The organism is Halomonas sp. BC04 (assembly GCF_000568385.1).
Window position 1 is genome coordinate 1 of record NZ_AZQX01000188.1, and the last position, 5,995, is coordinate 5,995.

Sequence of the window (5,995 nt, forward strand, 5' to 3'; positions counted from 1 at the left end):
GGGGTTGCCGGCGGTCTCGCGCATCACGGGGCGACCGTCGGCGGCAAGAGCGAAGTGCTGGTGGGGGTGCGCTGCGGCCCGCATGGCGTCCAGGGCGACCTTGACGTCCCCGCTGGTGGCATTCTTGAAGCCCACCGCCGCGTCCAGACCACTGGCCAGCTCACGATGCAACTGGGATTCGGTGGTCCGTGCGCCGATGGCGACCCAGGCCAGCAGGTCATCCAGGTAGGGGGCCAGCATCGGTTGCAGCAGCTCGGTGGCCACAGGCAGGCCAAGCGAGGCGATATCGCGCATCAGCTGTCGCGACAGCTGAAGGCCACGGGCCATGTCACCGCCGCCATCCAGGTCGGGATCATAGGCCAGTCCCTTCCAACCCACCGTGGTGCGCGGCTTCTCCACATAGACACGCATGACCGGCAGTAGACGATCGGACACCCTGGGGGTCAGCTCGGCCAGGCGTTGCGCGTACTCCATGGCTGCCACAGGGTCATGGATCGAACAGGGGCCAACCACCACCAGCAGCCGGTCATCATGACCCTGCAGGATGTCGTGGACGGCCCGGCGCTGGGCCTGGAGCCGCTCGACCAGCAACGGATCCAGCGGAAGGGCGTGTCGCAGTGCACCCGGGGTGGGCAGCGTCATTTCTGCACGGTTCGTTTCAGCGGCAAGATCGAGCTCGGCAGGGCTGTCGGGCAGGCGTTCGGCAAGGGAAGCATGGGCATTCATGGTCATCAACTCCGTGAGATCGGTAAACATCGTGACGTATTCGTGCCACCGGCAATCTCACGGTCGGAGGTGGCGCACTGACCCGACCGCGTAGCGCTAAATCGCCAGCCATAGCCCCAACCAAAATAATCCTGGCGGTTACGGGCGAAGGCGGCAAAGGCGCTGTAGCGTGTGGTCATGGTGCGTCTCCTGTCATTGCTGCGTTGCAAAAGATAGTCGTCGGGGCTGCATAACGCAAAACCCCCGGGCGGGTTGCCGACCGGGGGTTTCTGGTGGGAGGCAACCCGGTTAGGGTGTGCCTTCGCGGCGGTGTCCTAGGACCCGGCCGCCGGCACACCGGCGCTAAACCAGTACCAGTACTGACCACCGAAACCCAACCCACGCGACTTCCCCGCGCCGGGTGCGCGGTTGAAGAAGCGGATGGATTGAGCAAGGCTCGGTGACATGATCGTCTCCCTGAATTCTGCTTTCATCGTGCCGCATCGCGGCAACCTTGGCAAGTCCGGTTGCTTCAATGACTGAAGACCCGGGCGATGCCAATGATCAGCGGCAGGCAGTTCAGCGCCAGAACCAGCGCCAGCGGTATCAGCCACAGCAGGCCACTCTCGTCATGGTAGGTCGAGTCTTGTGCCGTCATCCTCTCGCTCCTTGTCCCTTATGCTGCCCGCCTTGCTGCCACCTGCCCTGGAGGAAGCTTCGGCAGGCTCCTCATTCGATGATTCCAGTCTAGCGAAGATGGCGGCCGCCATCGAGTGGCAGGGTGATCCCGGTGACATAGCGATTGTCGAGCAGGTAACGCAGGCTCTGATAGAACACCCCCGGCCCCGGCACCATGCCCATGGCCGACTTGGCTCTCGCCTTTTCAACGTAGGCGGCATCGTCACCCTCATTGAGCATGATCAGCGCCGGGGCGATGGCATTCACCTGGATCGAGGGGGCATACATGGCCGCGAACGACAGCGTCAAGTTCTCCAGCCCCGCCTTGGTCGCAGTATAGGCGGCGTGCTTCCTCGAGCCTTTCTGCACCACGTAGTCGGTGATATGCACGATGTCGCGCTGGGGCTCTCCGCAAGCTTCCAGCAGCTCACGGCAGTGCAGGTTGATCAGGTAGGGGGCCTGCATATGGATGCGAAACAGCCGCTCGAAGGTCGCGCCGGCCTGGTCGTCGGCAGAGTCCGGCGCCCAGTCGCTGGCATTGTGCACGATAGCCCTCAGTGACAACGTCTCGACCTTGAGGCGAGCGATGAAGTCGAGAATTCCAGCTTCGCTGGAGAAGTCGGCCTCGAGTGTCACGATGCCCCGCTCGCGCAGCGCCGCAAGCTCCTCGCGCTCACGGCGATAGCTGATGATCACGGGATGCCCGTCCTCGGCCAGCCGCTCGGCACAGTGGCGCCCCAGGCGCTGGGCGCCGCCTGTGATCAGGATCGGCGAGGCGCTCACCCGCCGCCTTCCCGCCTGAGCACGCCTGCCGTCGGCACCAGGGGCTGGCGCGGCGCATAGGCGAAGACATCCGAGAAGACCCGGGAGGCAGAGAGCCCCAGCGAGGCCAGCACATCGACACAGGCGTAGACCATGCCCGGCGATCCGGAGAGGTAGACGTCATGGTCGGAAATGTCGTCGAGCGCCTCGGCCAGCGCCTGGTCGATGCGCCCCAGATGGCCGTCGATCCGCTCTCCAGCCACCGGCTTCTCCGGCGCCACCTCAGTGACCACATGGAAGCGGACATTGTCGTGGCTCTCGGCCCACTCCCGCGGCAAGCTCTCGAGATAGAGATCACGCCGTTCCCGCGCCGCCCACCACAGGTCGATGGGCCGCTGCGGGCATTCGTGCAGCGAGGCCTCGACGATGGCCTTCATCTGGGCGAAGCCGGTACCGGCGGCAATCAGCAGCAGCGGCCGCTGGCTTGTGTTGTCCAGCACGCAGTCGCCCCCCGGCATGCGCAGGGTCAGATGGTGGGCAACCACGACCAGGTCGCGCAGGCGGTCCGAGTTCTCACGCTCGGGCCAGTGCTGGATATGAAGCTCCAGGGTGCCGTCTCCGCCGTGGGCATTGGCAATGGAGAACGGGACCCAGGTCTCATCGTCCAGCGCCAGCTCGAGATACTGTCCCGGCGCATGGGCCATGGCCTCGGGACGCCCCTCCAGCCGTACCCGGAACACGTCGGGAGTGAGGTCCTCCACTGCCGTCACCTGGCACGTCAGGGTCCTTGCCGTCATGTATGCCTCTTGTCATCAGGGTTGGTGGGTAGTGCGATACCCAGTTCGTTCCAGCGTTCGCTGACGCGGGCCTTGACGGCCTCGTCCATGACGATGGGCGTGCCCCACTCTCTGTCGGTTTCGCCGGGCCACTTGGCGGTGGCGTCCAGCCCCATCTTGGAGCCCAGACCCGCCACCGGGGAGGCGAAGTCAAGGTAGTCGATGGGTGTGTTCTCCACCAGCACGGTATCCCGGGCCGGGTCCATCCGCGTGGTGATGGCCCAGATCACGTCCTTCCAGTCGCGGGCGCTGACGTCATCATCGAGCACCACCACGAACTTGGTGTACATGAACTGGCGCAGGAAGCTCCACACCCCCATCATGACTCGCTTGGCGTGGCCCGGGTACTGCTTCTTCATGGTCACCACCGCCATGCGATAGGAACAGCCTCCGGGGGAAGATAGAAGTCGGTGATCTCGGGAAACTGCTTGCGCAGGATCGGCACGAACACTTCGTTGAGTGCCACGCCGAGAATAGCCGGCTCGTCCGGTGGCCGACCGGTGTAGGTGGAGTGGTAGATGGCGTCTTTGCGCATGGTCATGCGAGTGACCGTGAAGACCGGGAACTCGTCCACCTCGTTGTAGTAGCCGGTGTGATCGCCGTAGGGGCCTTCCGGCGCGGTGTCATCCGGGTAGATGAAGCCCTCCAGGATGATCTCCGCCGATGCCGGCACCTGAAGATCCGCATGCCCGCACTTGACCAGCTCGGTGCGAGAACCGCGCAACAGACCGGCGAAAGCGTATTCGGAGAGCGAATCCGGCACCGGCGTCACCGCACCGAGGATGGTGGCCGGATCGGCGCCCAGCGCCACCGCCACCGGGAAGGGCTCGCCCGGGTTCGTCTGCTGGAACTCCTGGAAGTCGAGCGCTCCGCCTCGGTGGGAGAGCCAGCGCATGATCAGCCGGTTTCGGGAAAGCTTCTGCTGGCGGTAGATGCCAAGGTTCTGGCGCTTCTTGTGCGGTCCGCGGGTGACCACCAGCGGCCAGGTCACGAGAGGGGCGACATCGCCAGGCCAGCAGTGCTGGATCGGCAGCCGACCGAGATCGACGTCGTCACCCTCATATTCCAGCGCCTGGACCGGGGCCGAACGCACCGTCTTCGGGCCCATGCTCATGACCTGCTTGAAGATCGGCAGCTTGTCCCAGGCGTCGCGCATGCCCTTGGGCGGGTCGGGTTCCTTGAGGAAGGCAAGCAGCTTGCCCACCTCCCGCAGCGCCTCGACGCTATCCTGCCCCATGCCCAGGGCGACCCGATGCGGGGTGCCGAACAGGTTGCCCAACAAAGGCATGGTGTGACCCTTGACGTTCTCGAACAGCAGCGCCGGGCCGCCGGCGCGCAGGGTGCGATCGCAGATCTCGGTGATTTCCAGGTAGGGATCGACCTCGGCCGAGACTCGCACCAGCTCGCCCTGGGCCTCCAGCGCGGCGATAAAATCCCGTAGATCCTTGTATTTCATGAACCAATCCTATCCCGTTTCCCGAACGACGAAAGGGGCAGCATAGCATGCCGCCCCTTTCCTACTCCGCCCCGCAAGTCAGCTGCCCTCAATCCGCGGCTTTTCCGGCGACAGGCCCCGGAGCTATGAATTGACCGCGGCGAGGGGCGCCGGGGACAAGCCGGAGGGGAGGTCCTACGCCATGGATGGCGTCGGTAGCGTACAGGGAGGTATTCACAGCGCCTCCCCGCAGGCTTGTCGACGGAACAGCCCCGAGAGCCTCGACGCCGCCGCCAACTATTAACAGCAATCAGCGGCGCTTCATTGCCTCAAAAAACTCGAGGTTAGTCTTGGTATCTTTCAGGCGGTCGATCAGGAACTCGGTGGCCGCGGTGTCCTCCATGGGATTGAGCAGCTTGCGCAGGATCCACATGCGCTGCATCTCGTCCTCGGAGGCGATCAGGTCCTCGCGGCGGGTGCCGGAACGGCGAATGTTGATCGCCGGGTAGACGCGACGCTCGGCCAGCTTGCGGTCCAGATGGGCTTCCATGTTGCCGGTGCCCTTGAACTCCTCGAAGATCACCTCGTCCATCTTGGAGCCGGTATCCACCAGCGCAGTGGCGATGATGGTCAGGCTGCCGCCCTCCTCGATGTTACGCGCGGCACCGAAGAAGCGCTTGGGCTTCTCCAGGGCGTGGGCGTCGACACCGCCGGTGAGCACCTTGCCGGAGCTGGGTACCACGGTGTTGTAGGCACGCGCCAGGCGGGTGATGGAGTCGAGCAGGATCACCACGTCCTTCTTGTGCTCGACCAGCCGCTTGGCCTTCTCGATGACCATCTCGGCAACCTGGACGTGGCGCGCCGGCGGTTCGTCGAAGGTCGAGGCGACCACTTCGCCGCGCACGGTGCGCGACATTTCGGTCACTTCCTCGGGCCGCTCGTCGATCAGCAGCACGATCAGGTGGCAGTCGGGGTCGTTGCGCGTGATCGAGGTAGCGATGTTCTGCAGCATCAGCGTCTTGCCCGCCTTGGGCGGGGAGACGATCAGGCCACGCTGGCCCTTGCCGATGGGTGCGGTGAGATCGATGATCCGCGACGTCAGATCCTCGGTGGAGCCGTTGCCGATCTCCATGCGCAGCCGCTCGGTAGGGAACAGCGGCGTGAGGTTCTCGAACAGGATCTTGTGCTTGGCGTTTTCCGGCTTGTCGAAGTTGATCTGGCTGACCTTGAGCAGCGCGAAGTAGCGCTCCCCTTCCTTCGGCGGCCGAATCTTGCCGGAAATGGAGTCGCCCTTGCGCAGATTGAAGCGCCGGATCTGTGAGGGCGAGACATAGATGTCGTCCGGGCCGGCCAGGTAGGAGCTGTCGGCGCTGCGCAGGAAGCCGAAGCCGTCCTGCAGGATTTCGAGCACCCCATCGCCGTAGATATCCTCGCCGCTCTTGGCGTGCTTCTTGAGGATGGCGAAGATGATGTCCTGCTTGCGCGAGCGAGCCAGGTTGTCGATGCCCATTTCGCGGGCAAGCTCCAGGAGCTCCGGGACGGTCTTTTGCTTGAGTTCGGTAAGATTCATCGGTGTGTT

General features: G+C 64.4%; 6 protein-coding genes and 1 pseudogene. All 7 read right to left on the reverse strand.

Translation table 11 applies throughout. The features are described from left to right. Positions 1–726 (reverse strand): 3-deoxy-7-phosphoheptulonate synthase (locus Q427_RS13390; protein WP_043514656.1); only part of this gene is annotated, 726 nt, incomplete at its 3' end. 5 nt (positions 727–731) lie between these two features. Further along, complete coding sequence (locus Q427_RS31330) at positions 732–905, reverse strand: hypothetical protein (protein WP_155833565.1); 174 nt, start codon at positions 903–905, stop codon at positions 732–734. A gap of 332 nt (positions 906–1,237) precedes the next feature. Continuing rightward, positions 1,238–1,363 (reverse strand): hypothetical protein, encoded by a 126-nt coding sequence (locus Q427_RS35340; protein ID WP_269321241.1) that lies wholly within the window; start codon positions 1,361–1,363, stop codon positions 1,238–1,240. A gap of 89 nt (positions 1,364–1,452) precedes the next feature. Then, on the reverse strand, positions 1,453–2,166 hold the full coding sequence (folM, locus tag Q427_RS13395; protein WP_043514647.1) for a dihydromonapterin reductase: 714 nt from the start codon (positions 2,164–2,166) through the stop codon (positions 1,453–1,455). After that, complete coding sequence (locus tag Q427_RS13400) at positions 2,163–2,942, reverse strand: NAD(P)H-flavin reductase (protein WP_043514650.1); 780 nt, start codon at positions 2,940–2,942, stop codon at positions 2,163–2,165. Before Q427_RS13400 ends, folM begins: the two co-directional genes overlap by 4 nt. Further along, positions 2,939–4,437, reverse strand: a pseudogene (ubiD, locus tag Q427_RS13405) (4-hydroxy-3-polyprenylbenzoate decarboxylase). Before ubiD ends, Q427_RS13400 begins: the two are co-directional and overlap by 4 nt. Before the next feature lie 289 nt (positions 4,438–4,726). Next, positions 4,727–5,986 (reverse strand): transcription termination factor Rho, encoded by a 1,260-nt coding sequence (gene rho / locus Q427_RS13410; RefSeq protein ID WP_043514653.1) that lies wholly within the window; start codon positions 5,984–5,986, stop codon positions 4,727–4,729. Between the last annotated feature and the right edge of the window lie 9 nt (positions 5,987–5,995).